Consider the following 16,815-nt stretch of genomic DNA (forward strand, 5'->3'; position numbering starts at 1 on the left):
CGTCGACGTCGACCACCCGGGGTGCCGGTGGTTCGGGATCGGGTAGGGCCTGGACAAGCCGTAGCACGGTGCTGCGGCTGGCAGCCACCCCGAAGGCGCCGGCCATGCGGGCGCCGGCCATGCGGGCGCCGGCGCGGCCGGCGAGCGCGAGGCCGATCGTGGCCTGAGTCGACCGCAATCGCTCGGGCCACCGGCCGTACCGGCCCATGTCCACGGGCTTCACCACGTAGTCGTCGGCGCCCGCCTCCAGCCCGGAGACCACGTCCAGTCCCTCGCCCCGCGGGGACATCAATTGTTCTTGCTTTCGCGGCTCGTCAAGGTGGGCGCCGCCATCCATGATGCCGTGACGCTGCTGGACAGCGGCGGCTCCGGGCAGTCCGCGGCCCCGCCAGGGTGACGCAGGCGTGTCAGGCGAGTGCGGTGTCCCTGCCCGCCGTCGTTCGTGTCTCCGTCGGGCAGCGGACACGCGCCCGGCTCGCAGCTTGCGGGCGCAGGGCCCGACAGGGGCGTCGGCAGTGGCAGTGGTTGGTGTGGGCCGAAGCGGCATGTGAGTTCGCGCGGCAGACGGGTCTGGCCTCCCCTGAAAACGGCACACTGCCCGGCCGGACCGCTCCGGTCGGGCAGGCGACGAGGACGTGATCGAGGGGGCGTCCTGTTCGTCGCCCCGGGCCAGGGCCGCCGCCGGGGGCCGTCCCCGTTCGTCAGGCCCCGCTCGCACCGAGATCGTCGACTATGAGGTTGTCCAGGACAAATGCGTCGCCGGCGACCCTCTTGATGCCGAGCCATACGGCCCCATCAGAGGCCGGGCCCGAGCGGAAGGTGCGTACATAAGTCCGGTGCGGCGCCGGGTTCTGAGGCGGCAGGCTGTCGTTCCACCCAGGAGGCGTGGGGTCCCCCGCCAGGGGCGGTGTGTCGAGTTTGCGGTCCGTGGTCGGCAGCAGCTTCTCCTCGTCGATCTGGGCGCCCCCGTCCCGGCCGAGCACGACACGGTAGTCCGAGCCGGGGTCAGCCTGATAGTCGAACGTGACGCGGTAGGTGCGGTTCGGCAGGAAACGGAGAGTCTGCGGCAGGGTCCGATAGACGATGCCCGCGGTCTCGCTGAGTGTCTTGAGCGAGTAGCGACCGCTGATCGTGTCGCGTGTGTAGCCCTTGTGGGTCTCCGAAAGATGGCTGCGTTCACCGTCGCCGGAGGCGGGCACGAAGGGGCCGAGGCCCTCGTCGATGTGCTCGAAGTCCTCCGCGTACCAGTGCCCGCCGAACTCGGGGTCAGCACCTGGCAGGGGTACGAGCCGCACGTCCGCGAAGTCCACCGTGTTGCCGGCGGCGGCCGGATCGGTGCGCAGGGTGAGTTCCACCGTGGCACGCGCATTGCCGATGACGGTGAACAGCACGCGCATGCGCTGGAACATCGTGCCCCTGCGGCGGCCGTTACCCAGAACACAGCGCAATGGCGAGGAATCCGTCCAGTTGGCGGCCACCGGACCCGAACGTCCGTCATCGTCCCTGCCCTTGATGCCGGCGCCCGTGACGGACAGCACCGCCTTGCGGGAGCCGGTGACCCGTACCCAGACCGAGGCTGCGTATGTACCCGCAGGCAGGGTCTCCACTCGCTGGCTCACCGAGGCTTCTTCCGGCGCGTCGATCCGCAGGTACGGCAGGCCGTCGCCGTCATCGGTGACGCGCGCGGTGCCTCGTGCCGTCCAGCCTTCCAGGGTCCGGCCCGTGAAGGCGGGATGAGCGAGGAGGCCTCCCGACCCGTAGCGCGGAGCCGGCTGGGGCTCCGGTTCGGCGCGATAGAGGACGTAGGGGGTCTGAGCCTCGGCCTCGACAGTGACCTTGCCGTCCTTGACCGGGACCCGGCTGGCAGTGCTGCGGCCCTGCTCGGTGAGCCGGTACAGCAGGAGGCTGCGTGCCTTGGCCCAGTGCGCGGGCAGCTCCCAGGTGGTGGCGCCCCCGGTCGGGTTCCAGTGGTAGATCTTCCGCGGGTCGGACTCCTTCGCGAAGTCCCACGGGATGAAGAGGGTGTCGCCGTCGCCGAGGAGCCGGCCGTGCCAGGTGATGCGGGTGACACCGGTGGCGGTGCTGACGTGTACGCCGTCGGTGAGGTCGAGTTCCTTTTCGGTCCACCGCAGGATCTCGAACTGTTGGAGGAACTTGGTCGGCAGGTTCGTGACGAACGTCGACTTCAGCCACGCCTTGAGGTTCTTCTGCTGCTGCCAGCCCAGGTAGTGGGTGTTGTCGGCACCGTGCAGCAGCGGATGGCGCACCCAGGCATCACGCTGGGTGTGGCGGATGAAGCGGATGATCCGGGAGCCGAGTCCATGGCCGTTCTGGCCAGCGTAAGTGAAGACACTGTCGCGCTCGAACTGACCGTCCCCCTCGGCGCCCAGCGGCAGTCCGTGTCCGGTGATGACGGCGGCTTGCCGGGCCGCGTGCCAGCCCCCGGTCCAGTACGTGTCGGAGTACACGAAGCCCAGCTCGGGCAGGTCCTTGACCAGTTTCTTGAAACGCGCGGCGAAGGCCCCGGTCGCCTGGTCCTTCACGACATCGGTGTGCCAGGACTGGTCCATCCATCGCCAGCCCGGGTCGCCCGGTCCGTTGCTGCGGTCCCAGCGGAAGCTCGCCGACTCCGGGTAGGCCTCCCAGGCGTTGATGTGGACCCCGATCTCGGCATTCCACTCCTTGGCCCGCTCGGTGAGCGTACGGAGGTCCGCGCGACCGCCGGCCCGGGCGTTGTACGGGGTCGCGTATTCCATGTGCCCGCTGTCGTGCCCTTCGGAGCGGTACCCCTTGAGCAGGATCGCCTGCGGCAGGCCGTCCGTGTACAGCGACGTCCGGCGGATCTCGTCGAGCACGGTCAGGAAGGGCTGGTGCCCGTGGCTCGCCAGATTGATCGCGATGCCCTGAACGACCTTGGTCCGGGCCCAGTCGGGGGCATGCGGGGCGCGCATGATGCCGCGGAAGGCGATCGCCGCGTCCTGCCAGTCTGCCACCCCGTCACCGTTGCGGTCGGCAGTGACCACCACTGCCGCCTCGGGCAGCGCGAACACCTTGCCGTCGGCACCCCGGTACACCCACTCGCCGCTCGCCAGCTCGGTGTGCTTCTCACCGTCCTGGCCGGTGCTGGTGCGATGCAGCAGCCGGTCGTCGGCGCAGGTCCAGGACTCCACCGCAGCAGCCAGCCGGCCGGTGTCGAGGAGGGCGTACGAAGTGCGGTGCCAGTTGCCGTCGCCGGCGGCGTCGGCAACGGTCGTGAAGACGTCGGCGGGCGTCGGTTTGCCCAGCCCGTATTGCAGGGCACAGTGCGACAACCTGCCCCCCTGCGCCGCCGAGACGGAGACGAGCCCGAGTCCGGGCAACCCGAACGTGGAAACCCTGACCGCGCCGTTCTCCACGATGGTGTCGGCCTCGACCCGCAGGACGTCCTCGGTCAGCCGGAACCGGAGATCCACCGTCACGGACAGTTCGGCGACCGTGAGCCGGTACCGCGCCGACTCGTCCTTGGCGAGCACGGCCACCTCCGGGACGTAGTCCTGACCGTTGATGCTGACCGTCGTCGCGGTGTTTACCGAGCCACCGAGTGTGTCCCCGGTCGCCGTCCAGCGGTAGCCGACCACCCGCGGAAAACCGGCGTCGAGTGTCACCTCCAGGCGCGGCGACCGCAGCACCACCGTCCGGCCAGCGGCCGCCGACGCCGGAACCGCCGCCACCGCTCCGAACCCGGCCGCGACGACGGCAACTGCCGCCGCCGTACCCCCTTGCAGCACGGCACGACGCGGCACCCCTGTCGGTGCGCTCAGCGAATCCACGCGCGCCGGCCTGTCTAGCTCTTCCATTGGCTCCTCCATGAGATTTTGTCCCCCGTGCAACTCCGTGAACCCAACCGTTCAAGCAGGACAGGTCTCCTGTTATAGAGAGCGGCACAGTGGCCAACCATGGACTGCCTGCGAGAACCGTTGGACTTACATATCGGGTGCCTGGCCTCGGCGTTCACTTGCAACCGGCGAGGTGTGGTTCGCTGTCGATCTGGCCGCTGTCGCCGACGGCCTGTTCACACCCACCACCTCCTGGAACAAGGAGTGCTACAAGGGTCTGGCGGACGGCAGCATCGCCACACCGCCCATCGGTCGAAGTCGTCGGCCTGGCAGGACTCATCGGAGCGGGACACTCAAAGTTGGCGCTGGCACTCGCCGGCGATCAGCCGGTCCGCAGCGGCACCGTCACCCTCGACGGCAAGCCCTTGCGCAGCGGCCATCCCGGCGAGGTGATCCGGGCCGGGGTCGGACTCGCGCCGGAGGAACGCAAGGCACAGGCCCTCTTCCTGCAGCAGTCCGTCCGGGCGGTGCCGGCGTCCGTGAAGTCGATGGTGACGTCGGTGCCTTGGTAGTAGCCCTGACATCAGGGGGACTCCACAAATCTCAGTACAGCTCCCCCTGCGGTTCGTTCCGCTCGTGGGAGTCGCGCCGGTTGTCCTCGCCCCGATTCTCGGCGTGTTGTTGGTGCGACGCCGGCCGTCCGCAGGAGGGCCGGCGTCGCACCAACGCAGCTACTGGACGAACGGCGTCCGACTGGTGGGGAGCGGGGAGTGCCGGCGGCCAATCCATGAAGGGCACCTGCTTCCCGCTGATGGTTGCGTCGCGGAACTCGAACGGCTGGTCGGGTCCCGGATTCTCCACCTCTGCCATGACGCCGAACCGGGCCTGCCCGAGCCACGCCGCGGAGATCGGTGATCCGATGGGTGTGAAGTCCACGCCGTTTGTCGACACGGAGGCAATGACCGTATCGCCGGTACGGGCCAGTCGCAGCCAGAGAGCGGACTGATCCGGGGCGGCGATCCGCCGGCTCTCCTCCGGCTGCCCGGCGGCCTCGGTCACGACTGTGACTGTGGGAGTTCCGTTGCTGTGCTTGCGCTGCAGAGCAATGTAGTCGTTGTCGCCGCGGTAGAGCAGCAGGCCCGCCTCCATGTAGCCGCGCTGGGTCTTACCGACCATCTTCACGGTTGCCGTCCCCTCGCCGCCGCCGACGTCGGTCAGCACGATGTTGCGAGCCGAGTTCTGATTGGCCCAGAGGAAACTGCTGCCGGTCGGGGTGAGCGACAGGGCCCCGTCGGGCAGAACCGCACGCTTGCTGGGGGTGTCGCGCAGCACGGTCCAGGAGTCGGACAGGGTGGGCGTCACGGCGCATTCAGGTGATGCCGGATCGCCGCCGACGGTCATCGTCAGGGCACGGGAGACGAGTCGGCCGTTCTCCGTGTTGATGATCGCTGTCACCTCCGCGGTGCCTGCGGCGACCGCCGTCGCTGTACCGTCTGGTGCGACCTTCAGCACCCGTGGCTTGCTCGATCGGAACTTCGGCGCCTCAACCACCGGACGAATGTTGTCCTGCCCGAACCGGATGTCGTCCCCGTCCACGGTGACCTGGTCGACTTGCGTCGCCTCAAGGTTGGCCCGCAGGTTCAGCCCGTTGTCGTACCGATTGTCCTGGATGAGGACGTCACTCGAGCCGCGGAAGCTGAACAGGGGCGAGGTGTGGGGTCCGTCGGCCGCGACAGCGCGCACCCGCGCCGTGGCGCCCACAGCGGGACACGGGTTGTTGGCCTGCACGGCGACGAGCTGGTCGCGGTCGAAGCGTTTGACGTGGTTGCCGACGAACGTGACGCCGCGGACGCTTTTGGCATTCACCAGTTCGACGTTGCCGATACGAAACTCGTTGTGCTCGACGCGGATCCCTTGGTGCACCGGGTTCTTGGGGTCGAGTACCTGGTTTGTCGGATCAACGAAGATCACTGGGCTGGCCGGTCGGAGGAAGGTGTTGCGCCGGATGCGCACATCTCGCACCGGCCCCGACTCGTACCACTGGTAGGCATCGGAGGAGATGAACACGCTTGCCATGGACATGCCGTCGAAGATGTTGTCCTCGATGACGACGGGTCGCCGCGTCGTGACGAGGATTCCCCGGGTCGGTACGTTCCGGAAGGTGTTGCCGGCGATCCGTGCCGAGGGCGTGTACGTCGTGTTCTCGGCGACGAAACCGCCCGCGGTGACGACGTCGGGGATCGCCCGGTCGAATGTCACGGTCATCGTCGTCAGGGGTTTGTCGTGGTCCTGACCAGACGGTCCGTCGACGCTGCGGACCCCAGCGGTGCCACCGGGTACGGCCGCCATGGTGCGCTTCTCGACGAACTCGACCTGGTCGCCCGGATGGAACTGGGGGAAGCCGGCCGTCTCGCTATGCATATAAGACAGCACCAACTTGTCCGGGGCGAGCCGCTGGGTCACCTCGACGTACGTACCGTGGATGTTAATGGGGTCGTCATGCGGTCCGTCGAAGGTGTTGTTCGTGATGGTCACGGCACCCTTGATCCCGGACATTTGGATGAAGTCGGCGAAGCCCGCGGTCGTGCGTCCGGTGGCGGGGTCGGTGCGGAACTCGTTGCCGTCGATGGTGATGTTCTCGCTCAACTGGCCGACGATGCCGAAGCCGTGCAGGTATCGGGCCGCGATCCCGCGGAGAGTCACGTCGCTCGACTCCCAGATGAACCCGGACGCGGTGTCCCGAGCCGTCTGCCGCATCTGGTAGACCAGTCCCCGGTCGGACGGCGCGGTGGAGGACTGGTAGTCGATGCGAATGCGGTTGTCTCCGAGGTCGGTGACCGCTGCCACGTTCCCGAAAAGCGGGTTGCCGCCGCGCCAGGTGCGCTGCGCTTTCGGGTCGTGGGTCTGGGAGTACTGCATCCTGTCGACGCCGCTCCAGTAGGGCTGGCCGGTCGCCGGGCTGGTCTCACCGAGCCAGGTCACGTGGTTGTCCGCGACGCGGTACAGCGTCCCCGGCGGGACGTCGAGGATCCGGTAGGCCCTGCCGTTGGCGGTGCCCGTTTCGGCCACCGTGGCGTCGATGACCTTCGGGGTCGTGTAGTCGAAGCTGAAGTTCGTCGCGGTGACGTGCTGCGACCGGATGACGGCGAAAGCGCTCATCAGCCCGTGGAATTGCAGGTGTGATCCGTCCCCGTCGATCACGACATCCTTCATGTCCTCGATGAGGAGACCGATCCGCTTGTTGCGGTAGCGCTCGTCGGCGCCGGCGGTATTGGAGATGTAGAGCTCCCGCGATTCGGCCTGCTCGGGATAGAGGTGGTACTTGCCGTGGGGGAAGAGCACGCGGACAGGGCCGTCGACCAACTTGGCATGTCTCAACGCGGCGGCCACGGCGGCGGCGGACCGGCCGCCAGCACGTCGCCCCGGACGTCGGCGCCCCGGGCGGTGATGACGGTGTCGTCGACCTTGGTCGCCGGCACCTGCGGACCGGGGTGCTCCAGCCAGTACCGCAGCCGCTTGACCTGCCCGTACGCCTCGTCCGCGGTCACCCACACGAACGGCACCCGCGCGTCCAGGACGCACTGGGGCATCGCCTGGAATTGCTCGGTCTTCATCTGACGCCATCTCTTCAAGATCCTCGAACCCAGGAATCAGCCGGATGTGGAAGAGCTTCCTCAAGCGGCTTGGCACGACATGGCAGCCTCGGGGCGACTCGCGTGGAAGGCGCGTCACGCCGCCGCGGCAGGCGACGGACGGTACGAGGTGATTCAGTGGCGCACACCTCTAGACATCCGATCTATGTTCAGGCAAGGATGACCGCGCCCTCGACGGGATGTCGATGCTGCTGTCGAACTCTCCGTTAAAGAGCCGATGAATAGTGCAGGAGATCTCACCGTGATCAATGAATCCCAACCGCAGAGACGAAGCGTCCTCAAGTTCGGCGGTGCCCTCGCCCTTGCACCTCTGATCGCTCAGCTGACCGGCGGAACCCCTGCGGGACAGGCCGTCGCCGCAGGGACCGACGCGCCGGCGGCCGTCCAGTGGCCGACCCTGTCGCGCAAGGCGCTGAAGTACTCCGTCCCCGCCATGGACTGGCAGTCGCAGGCCCTGCCGATCGGCAACGGCCGGCTCGGCGCCATGCTCTTCGCCGATCCCTACGAGGAGCGCATCCAGTTCAACGAGCAGAGTCTGTGGGGCGGTGTCAACAACTACGACAACGCCCTCGCGGGCAAGCCGGACAGCGCTTTCGACACCGGCATGACCGGCTTCGGCTCGTACCGGAACTTCGGTGACGTCGTCGTCGCCTTCGCTTCCGGTTCGAAGGTCACGGCCCCGGGGGGACCGTACCGCACCTCCTCGTCGGAGGGTGTCGACAGGACGTACGACGGTGACTCGAGCACGAAGTGGTGCATCGAGGGGCCTGGCTCGAAGGTGCAGTGGCAGGTCGAGCTCCCCGACCCCGTCGCGATCGCGTCCTACAGTCTGACGAGTGCCGGCGACGTGCCGCAGCGCGACCCGCAGGAGTGGATGTTCTCCGGTTCCGCCGACGGCGCCACCTGGACCACGCTGGACAGCCGCACTCTGGCGACGCCCTTCGAGAGCCGTGGCCAGAAGAAGGAATTCACCTGTGCCGACACCGCCGCCTACCGCTTCTACCGGTTCGACTTCGTCCCCAAGGCAGGGGTCAGCCACTTCCAGGTGAGCGAGATCGGTCTGTCCGGCGTTGACCTGGGCGGGGGCGGTTCGATGTACCTGTCGTCGCCGAGCGGGCACTCCGAGGGATCCGGTGCCGGGACCGGGTCCCGGGCCACGGACATCTCAAGCTCGGTGGACGGCGATCCGGCCACGGTCTGGCGGGTCGACGCCGCTGCACCGGCGGTCGTCTGGCAGGCCGATCTGCCCCGCGCGGTCGTCGTCACCTCGTACGCGCTGACGGCGGCCCCGGACCGTCCGCAGGACGACCCCCGGCGATGGGCGCTCGAGGCGTCGCAGGACGGGCGTGCCTGGGTGACCCTCGACACGCAGAACCCCGGGGCCCCCTTCGCCGACCGCGGCGAGACCCGGAACTTCCGGATCACCAACAGCACGGCCTACCGCATCTACCGGCTCACCCTGACTCCCGGCGCGTCCTCCACCGGATTCCAGATCGGGGAGATCGCGCTGGAAGGCACGGGCTTCGACACGCATACGCAGCACACGGTCGTCGACTACCAGCGCACCCTCGACTTCGTCGAGGGTGTCCACGTCACCCGCTTCGGCGCGCCCGGACGGCGCGTCCTGCGGGAGGCCTTCGCCAGCCGGTCCGCGGACGTCATGGTCTTCCGGTACACGTCGGACAGCGCCCGGGGACTCTCCGGAGAGATCTCGCTGACATCCGCACAGGACAAGGCCCCGACGACCGTTGACGCCGACGCCCGGCGGCTCGCCTTCAGCGGCGTCATGGGCAACGGCCTCAAGCACGCGTGCACCGTCCGGGCCGTGCACACCGACGGCGACTTCCGCGCCGACGGGTCGGTGCTCCGGTTCAGCGGCTGCACGACCCTGACCCTGCTCCTCGACGCCCGCACCGACTACGAGCTCGATGCCGCCGCCGGGTGGCGCGGAGCCGATCCGCAACCGGTCCTCGTCAGGGCGCTCGACAAGGCGGCCGCCCGGTCCTACGACGAGCTGCGCGACGAGCACACCGCCAAGATGCGCGCCCTCATGAACCGCGTCTCGGTCGCCTGGGGCGCCTCCGACGCCGCCGTCGTCGCTCTGCCGACCGACGCCCGGCTGGCGCGTTACGCGGCGGGCGGGCAGGACCCGACACTCGAACAGACGATGTTCGACTACGGCCGATACCTGCTGATCAGTTCCTCTCGTCCGAAGGGCCTGCCCGCCAACCTCCAGGGCCTCTGGAACAACAGCAACCAGCCGCCGTGGGCCTCCGACTACCACACCAACATCAATGTCCAGATGAACTACTGGGGAGCCGAGACGACGAACCTGCCGGAGTGCCATGAGGCACTCGTCCGGTTCATCGAGCAGGTGGCGGTGCCCAGCCGCGTGGCGACCCGCAACGCCTTCGGCAAGGACACGCGTGGCTGGACCGCCCGCACCAGCCAGAGCATCTTCGGCGGCAACGCGTGGGAGTGGAACATCCCCGCGAGCGCCTGGTACGCGCAGCATCTGTACGAGCACTGGGCGTTCACCCAGGACCTGGTCTACCTCCGCACCGTCGCCTACCCGATGATCAAGGAGATCTGCGAGTTCTGGGAGGACCATCTCAAGGAGCGCGAGGACGGACTCCTCGTCGCGCCGAACGGCTGGTCCCCCGAGCACGGGCCGCGTGAGGACGGCGTCATGCACGACCAGCAGATGATCTGGGACCTGTTCCAGAACTACCTCGACTGCGAGGCGGTGCTCGAGGCGGATCCCGCATACCGGGCCAAGGTCGCGGACATGCAGGCGCGCCTCGCCCCGAACAAGATCGGCAAGTGGGGTCAGCTGCAGGAGTGGCAGACCGACCGTGACGACCCGAGCGACATCCACCGCCACACCTCGCACCTCTTCGCGGTCTACCCGGGCCGCCAGATCACCCCGAAGACGCCCGACTTCGCGGCCGCCGCCCTCGTCTCGCTCAAGGCGCGGTGCGGCGAGAAGGAAGGCGTCCCGTTCACGGCCGCGACGGTGACGAACGACAGCCGCCGCTCGTGGACCTGGCCCTGGCGGGCGGCCCTCTTCGCCCGCCTCGGTGACGGGCATCGCGCCCAGATCATGCTGCGCGGACTACTGACCTACAACACGCTGCCCAACATGTTCTGCAACCACCCGCCCTTCCAGATGGACGGCAACTTCGGCATCTCGGGCGCCGTGGCGGAGATACTCCTGCAGAGCCACGACGGCGTCATCCACCTGCTGCCCGCCCTGCCGGACGAATGGAAGGCCGAGGGTTCCTTCACCGGGCTCCGCGCCCGTGGCGGCTACGAGGTCAGCTGCGAGTGGCGGGACGGGAAGGTCACGTCCTACAAGATCGTGGCCGACCGGGCGCGGAACCAGAGGAAAGTCACCGTGCGGGTGAACGGCGTCGACACGAAGGTGAAGGCGATCAAGCCCTGACGGCGGCACCGGCTCGCTGCCGCAGCAGCCAGGCCGACGGCAGTCCGCCGCCCGAAGGGGAGCGGCACGGGTCGTCGGCCTGGCCGGTCTCTGCACCGGATCCTGTCGGCCGCTATCAGAACACACCACGCCGTCAAGCGCCGACGGGCGGAGTTCGAGCGCGAGAACAACAATGCCGTCCGCCCCGGGGCCCCGGCCACCGACACCGAGCAGGCGTCTGCCAGAGGCCGGCTTGAGCCTGTTGGCGCGGTCGTCGACGGACAACTCGATCGAGGTGTGGGGCTCACGTACGGGCTCGCCGGCCTGATGTACCGACACGATCGGCTGCCGTGGTTGCTCACCTCAGTCGTGAGGGACGACGGCGACTGGGCAGCGCCCGTGATGAATGGCGGCTTGGGCCACGGGCCGCTCTCGCCGCCGACCTCCCCACCGCCATCCTTGCCGACCTCCTGGGCATGCACCGCAACACCGCGGTCCGCTGGGTCACATACACCAGACGGGACTGGACCGAATACCTCGCAGTCCGGGCCTCGGATGGGGAAGAAGGCACCGTGAAGGGAGATTACCGATATCACGACCAAGATTCGTGCACAGGCTGGGCAGTCGATAGGGTTCGGGGTCACTACCGCACCTCGTTCGACCAAGGGGCTGGTCGGAGCGCATGCCTCAGCGGGCATGAACTCCGTCGAGGCGTCGCTGACTTCTGGCCGCCCGAGCCGTCGGGCATGGGGGCGATCTTCGCGGCTGGGCAGACGGGTGCCTGCCGATGGATCAGGAGGAACAAGTGGCACAGATCATGGCCGAGGTCTCACGGACGTTCAACGAGTACCTGTTGCTGCCGAACCGGACCCGGACCGATTGCTCCCCTGGCACCGTCGACCTCCGCACCCCCCTGGTGCGGCACCGTGTCGGTGAGGCACCCGCGATCGAGCTGCATTCCCCGTTCACGTCGGCGATCATGCAGGCGGTCAGCTCTCCGGAGCTCGCGATCGCGCTCGCGCGCAACGGAGGTCTGAGCTTCGTCCACCACAACCAGTCGATCGAGGAACAGGCCGCAGCCGTCCGCAAGGTGAAGAACTTCAAGGCCGGGTTCGTCACCAGCGACACGAACGTCCGACCCGGCGACACCCTGGGCCACCTGGTCAGCCTCATGCACCGCACCGGCCACAGCACCGCCGCCGTCACCCACGACGGAAGCGCTGCCGGGCGCCTGCTCGGACTGGTGACCTCCCGCGACTTCCACCCCCAGCGCCACGACCTCGACGGCCCCGTCAGCGCCCGGATGACCGCCATCGCCCACTTGCCTCACGCCGGCAACGACATCACACTCTCCGCAGCCAACGCGCGGCTGTGGGACGAACGACTGGACTTCCTCCCGGTGCTGGACGACGACGGTCACCTGCAGCACCTGGTGTTCCGGTCCGACTACGCGGACAACAAGCGCTTCCCGAACCAGGTCGTGGACGGCGACAAGCGCCTGCGCGTGGGCGCGGGCGTCAACACCCACGACTACCGCGAGCGCGTCCCTGCGCTGATGGAGGCGGGCGCCGACGCCCTCTGCTTCGACTCGTCCGACGGCTACAGCGACTGGCAAGCACAGGCCCTGACCTGGGTGAAAAAGCACTACCCGGAGATCCCGATCGGCGGCGGCAACGTGGTCGACGGCGAGGCGTTCACCTTCCTCGCTGAGGCCGGTGCGGACTTCGTCAAGGTCGGCGTGGGCGGCGGCTCCATCTGCATCACCCGCGACCAGAAGGGCATCGGCCGAGGCCAGGCGAGCGCCGTCCTGGACGTCGCCGCGGCGCGGGGTGCCTTCGCCGAGCGCACCGGCGAGTACGTGCCGATCTGTTCCGACGGCGGGCTGGTCCACGACTACCACGTGGCTCTGGCGCTGGCAATGGGATCCGACTTCGTCATGATGGGCCGCTACTTCGCCCGCTTCGACCAGGCGCCCGGCATGAAGCTTCCGACGCGGGACGGCTTCGTCAAGGAGTACTGGGGCGAGGGCTCGAACCGTGCCCGCAACTGGCAGCGCTACGGCCAGGGCGGTCAGGGGCTGATCTTCGAAGAAGGCGTCGACGGATACGTGCCCTACGCAGGCGACCTCAACGAGGGCCTGGCCGTCACCACCGCGAAGATCAAGTCGACCATGGTCTCCTGCGGCTCCACATCACTGCCGGAGTTCCAGTCCTCCGCCCGACTGACGCTGGTCTCCGAGCAGAGCTTCCAGGAGAGCCACGCAAACGTCACCGTGCGGGACACTTCGGCAACGGTCGCCTGAGAAACCGTCACCAAGGCAAAGCTGTCGGGCGGAAAGGGAATAGTGCACGGTCGGAATACGCCCCTCCCGCCAGTGGTCCTGGCCTTGTATGCCGGCTGCTGCCCCGACCCCGAAGCGCACGACGACGGCAGCACAACAAGGCACCTGATCGGTGGCTGGAGCGGCAGCGGCAGGCGAGCGACTGGGCGCAGCTCTCTACCGGGCAGCAGGAGCGGCTGAGCGGGCTGGGCAGGAAGCCCGCTGAGCGGCCCCCAAGAGCCGCAGGGACAAGCTCACCGACCCGCAACGCGCCGCCCCGGCAGAGCTCGGGGTGGAGTGGGCGTGACACGCGCTGAGACCGGTCGTTGAACCAAGCGGACGCACCAGTGCACAGAGTGACCCCGGGTCGAGATGGATGGGATCCGTCGACGCAACACAACCCCCAGTACACGTTCGGCCGGAAAGTAGCCCACTTCCCGCGAGTCGAAGCTGACTTCGGGATTGTCGCCGAGGAGAACGAGTTGACCCGCTGGGACCCGGTCGTCCGGTGCTTCGGCGAGCGCGGGAACCCGGGTACGGGGCACCGGGTCGCCGGGTACGGCCATCACCCGCTTGATCATCCAGTTGCGGTGCGTGACCGGCCCTGTCGCGCCGATGGGCGGCGGCGCCGTGGTCCAGGATCCCGCGGGATGCTCCACGACGACCACCGTGCCGGACTCGACCGCACGGTTCCTCCGTACGAGCACCCGGTCACCGTCATGGTACGCAGGCTCCATGCTCGCTCCGCGCACGGTCACGACCACGGTTTCGGAACCGACCGCGGCGACACCGAGCGAGACAAGGACGAACACCGGGACGAGGATCAGGACCCCCGCGAGGGCGAAGCCGGTCAGCGCCCATGTGCCCGCGCCAATAGTCAGGGCGGCGAGGGCGGCTGTCACGAGCCCCCGAGGGCCGGGCCACCGAACAGCGCGGCGGTCGGGGCCGTGGTTCTGCCCCGCACGGGGTGCGGCGAGGGCGCGCAGCTCCGGTCCCGAGGACGGCGGGTGCCGGGGCGCGGGCGGCAGCGGATCCCCCGGCAGTATCCGCCGGGTTTCATGGGACCGGGTCATGGCTGCCCTCCCTTGGTCAGGGCGGACTCAGGCTGGTATCCCGCGGCCTGTAAAGCGAACAGCCGGGCGTATTCGCCGTCCACCGCGATGAGTTCGGCGTGGGTTCCCTGTTCGACGATGTGTCCGTCGGAGAGCACCACGATGCGGTCGGCGGAGCGGAGGACGCCGAGCCGGTGCGAGATGAGAAGGCTGGTACATCCGCCACGGTACTTCTGGAGCGACGTGTGGATCGCGTGCTCAGCCGCCGCGTCCAGGCCGGAGGACGGCTCGTCAAGGATCGCCAAGTCCCGCTCGTGCCGAAGGAACGCTCGGGCCAGGGCCAGCCGTTGCCACTGCCCACCCGACAGCACCGTCCCCAGGTCGCGGTCCTCCTTGTTCGATTCCATGAAGAACCTCCGGGAAAGAAGGGTTTCGTAACCTCTGTGCAGCCGTTGAAGCTCGTCATGGATACCCGCGTTGCGGGCGGCGGCGCGGATCCGGTCCCCGTCGGTGAGTGCCGCGAGGTCGCCGAGAGCGATGTTCTCGGCCGCGGACAGTTCGTACTCCATGTAATCCTGGAACACCGCCCCGATCCGGCCGCGCAGTTCGGCGGGGTCGATGTCGCGCAGATCGACGCCGTCCCAGAGGATCGCGCCCCGCGTCGGGTCGTAGAACCGGCAGAGTAGCTTGACGAGGGTCGACTTGCCCGCGCCGTTGAGACCGACGAGGCCGAGGGACCTGCCGTATGGGATACGCAAGTCGACTCCGCGCAGCACCCACGGCTGATCCTCGGCATAGCGGAACCAGACGCCTTGCAGTTCGATGCCCTCGCTGAGGGCGGGCAGCGGTTCGGGGGCCGCGGCCGACGGAAGGTCGGGGGAGGTAGTCGTCACCGCGATGAAGTGGTCGAACATGCTCAGGGCCTGGTGGCAGCGAGCGACATCGCCCGCCAGCATGACGAGGGCACCCTGCGTACCCGCCACCGCTGCCACGAAGATCATGACGTCACCTACGGAGAGCGTGCCACGCTGGGCGGCCATGGCCGCCCAAACCAGGCCGGCACCCGACATCAACGCGCCGACCAGGCCCAGTCCGGCCTGGAACACGACTTCCCGGCGGTCCATGGCACGTGCCGCAGCATCGGCGAAGCGCCGCTCGGCCAACATCCGGCCACGTAGGAAGCCACCGAGCCCGAAGAGCCGTACCTCCTTCGCCGCCTGCACAGTTGACAGCAGTTCGCTGTAGAAAGCCTCCCGCCGCTCCGCCGGGCTGATGGCCCACAGCATCCGGGCACGGCGGCGTGACAGAGCGATCTCCGCAACCAGCATCGGTATGCCCGATGCCAGCACGAGAGCGGCTATGAGCGGGCTGAGCAGGAGGAGCGAGCCGAGGAAGCCGGTGATGGTGATGACGGCCCGGACGATGCCGAGTACGCCCTCGACCGTCTGGTTCGGTGAGACGCGGCTGGCCTGCTGCGCGAGCCGCAGCCGGTCGAGGAAACGCGGGTTCTCGAAATGGGCGAGGCCGGTGAACAAGTCGACCGCGGCGAACAGCCGGTCCAGCGCGATCAGTCCGACCCGCCGGTCCAGTTGTGCCCGCAGGTACTGCGTGACCTGGGGGGACGCCGCCGCGAGCACACCGGTCAGGGCGAGTCCGGCGGCGACGGTGAGCAGGCCACCCATTGAGATCCCCGCCGCGAGCCGGTCGACGAGCACCTTGGTGAGCCAGGCCGCGACCACCGGCAGCACTCCGGTCGCCAGGCTGATCAGTACGTACAGGACAAGTGCGCCGGGAGCGGCCACGGCAGCGAGTGAACAGGCGGTGAGCACGCGCCGTGCGAGGGAGGAATCCGGAGCCGGGCGGTCTTGGCGCCCGCGCCGCGAGCCGCTCCCCGAACCGCCCGAGGAGTTCCCCGGGGAGGTGTCCGAGGAGCGGCACTCGGTATGCCTGGAGCCGACCGGTGCACCAGGTCCCTGGTCGCGGTGCCCGTTCATGCCGTGAGGGGAAGACGGTTCAGTTGCACCTGGTCGGCCGTGACGACGAGACGGCCGGCCGCGTCGGGGGCGACGACGAGCATGGTGGGGTATGCCTGTGCCTTGAAGGCCGTGCCGAGCGGTCCGTCGTAGTCCTCCCTGACCACGCGGGCGACCGGGCCGAGTGCTTCGACGAATCGCTCCCCGCCCTCGGCATTCCCCGCGACGACGGCCAGCACTCGCCGCCGTCCGCCGTTTCGTTCCCGGGCGTACGCCGTGAAAGCAGGCAGCTTCTCCCTGCATGGAGTGCAGTTGGGCGAGAAGAAGGCCACCAGCGTCTCGTCATCGAGGTGTTCACGGTCGACTGTCTCGCCTTCGACCGTCGCCGTGGTGAACTGGCCGACTTCCTCCCCCACTCCCAGCGCAGGCGGCGCCTCGCCCTCAGTCCTGGCCGCCAATTGCGCGCTGTGCTCACGCAACCGCTTGATCACGCCCAGCGTGAGTATCAGGTCCAGCGTGCACAGCAGCCCCACGAGGACCACGGCGCCGATCAGAAAGGACATGGTGTCTCCAATGAG

At 68.5% G+C, this 16,815-nt stretch carries 9 protein-coding genes; 3 read left to right on the forward strand and 6 right to left on the reverse strand.

Annotated features, from left to right (window positions below; all coding sequences use genetic code 11):
• Nucleotides 1-701: 701 nt before the first annotated feature.
• The gene (locus OG953_RS03830; protein ID WP_405682497.1) at nucleotides 702-3,836 is read right to left on the reverse strand and encodes an endo-alpha-N-acetylgalactosaminidase family protein; all 3,135 of its coding nucleotides are present in this window, start codon (nucleotides 3,834-3,836) and stop codon (nucleotides 702-704) included.
• Between the two features lie 338 nt (nucleotides 3,837-4,174).
• On the opposite strand from OG953_RS03830, the gene OG953_RS03835 reads away from it, so the two are divergent.
• Nucleotides 4,175-4,387, forward strand: a complete 213-nt coding sequence (locus OG953_RS03835; protein WP_405682498.1) for a hypothetical protein — start codon at nucleotides 4,175-4,177, stop codon at nucleotides 4,385-4,387.
• Between the two features lie 31 nt (nucleotides 4,388-4,418).
• On the opposite strand, the gene OG953_RS03840 is transcribed toward OG953_RS03835, so the two are convergent.
• Both OG953_RS03840 and OG953_RS03845 read right to left on the reverse strand, forming a co-directional pair.
• Nucleotides 4,419-7,157, reverse strand: coding sequence for a DUF1349 domain-containing protein (locus OG953_RS03840; RefSeq protein WP_405682500.1), 2,739 nt, complete (start codon nucleotides 7,155-7,157; stop codon nucleotides 4,419-4,421).
• 32 nt (nucleotides 7,158-7,189) lie between these two features.
• Entirely contained in the window at nucleotides 7,190-7,429 is a 240-nt protein-coding gene (locus OG953_RS03845) for a hypothetical protein (protein ID WP_405682502.1), read from the reverse strand.
• A gap of 280 nt (nucleotides 7,430-7,709) precedes the next feature.
• Here OG953_RS03845 and OG953_RS03850 point away from each other — a divergent pair, with 280 nt between their 5' ends.
• A complete protein-coding gene (locus tag OG953_RS03850) occupies nucleotides 7,710-10,913 on the forward strand; it encodes a glycosyl hydrolase family 95 catalytic domain-containing protein (RefSeq protein WP_405682503.1) in 3,204 nt (1,067 codons plus the stop codon).
• A gap of 784 nt (nucleotides 10,914-11,697) precedes the next feature.
• Nucleotides 11,698-13,194, forward strand: coding sequence for an IMP dehydrogenase (locus tag OG953_RS03855; RefSeq protein WP_405682505.1), 1,497 nt, complete (start codon nucleotides 11,698-11,700; stop codon nucleotides 13,192-13,194).
• Between the two features lie 272 nt (nucleotides 13,195-13,466).
• On the opposite strand, the gene OG953_RS03860 is transcribed toward OG953_RS03855, so the two are convergent.
• From OG953_RS03860 to OG953_RS03870, 3 genes are all read right to left on the reverse strand, one after another.
• Nucleotides 13,467-14,285, reverse strand: a complete 819-nt coding sequence (locus OG953_RS03860; RefSeq protein ID WP_405682507.1) for a S26 family signal peptidase — start codon at nucleotides 14,283-14,285, stop codon at nucleotides 13,467-13,469.
• Nucleotides 14,282-16,066, reverse strand: a complete 1,785-nt coding sequence (locus OG953_RS03865) for an ABC transporter ATP-binding protein (RefSeq protein ID WP_405682509.1) — start codon at nucleotides 16,064-16,066, stop codon at nucleotides 14,282-14,284. Before OG953_RS03865 ends, OG953_RS03860 begins: the two co-directional genes overlap by 4 nt.
• 188 nt (nucleotides 16,067-16,254) lie before the next feature.
• The gene (locus tag OG953_RS03870; RefSeq protein WP_405682510.1) at nucleotides 16,255-16,800 is read right to left on the reverse strand and encodes a TlpA disulfide reductase family protein; all 546 of its coding nucleotides are present in this window, start codon (nucleotides 16,798-16,800) and stop codon (nucleotides 16,255-16,257) included.
• Nucleotides 16,801-16,815 lie beyond the last annotated feature (15 nt).

It is taken from the genome of Streptomyces sp. NBC_00057 (assembly GCF_045041165.1).
Taxonomy (GTDB): domain Bacteria; phylum Actinomycetota; class Actinomycetes; order Streptomycetales; family Streptomycetaceae; genus Streptomyces.